Raw genomic sequence first — 285 nt, 5'->3', positions numbered from 1 at the left:
AGCGATGACTGCGATCACCGATGCTTATTTCTCGAACCTGATCGAGCGGCTCGGCCAGCTGAAGTCGGCTCTCGATGTTCCAATGCAGCGGGCCGCCGCGGCGATCCCCGAAGCGGCCCGCACCGACAAGCGCTTCCATGTCTCCGGTACAGTGCATTCTCACATGCTGGCCGAAGAGGTGCATTACCGGGCTGGCGGGCTCGCCTTCACTGTTCCCGTACTCGTCGGTTCTGCGATGCTGCACGAGGGTGCGGTGATCAGTTCGGTCTACGAACGGACGGAAGG

General features: G+C 62.1%; 1 protein-coding gene. It reads left to right on the top strand.

Going from position 1 to position 285, the window contains the following annotated elements:
- The coding region (locus SCA31_RS23000) for an SIS domain-containing protein (protein ID WP_410699353.1) at positions 1-285 on the top strand (285 nt) is incomplete at both ends.

The organism is Chryseobacterium sp. SIMBA_028, assembly GCF_046535285.1.
GTDB lineage: Bacteria > Bacteroidota > Bacteroidia > Flavobacteriales > Weeksellaceae > Chryseobacterium.
This window is presented reverse-complemented; position numbering and strand designations above follow the sequence as displayed.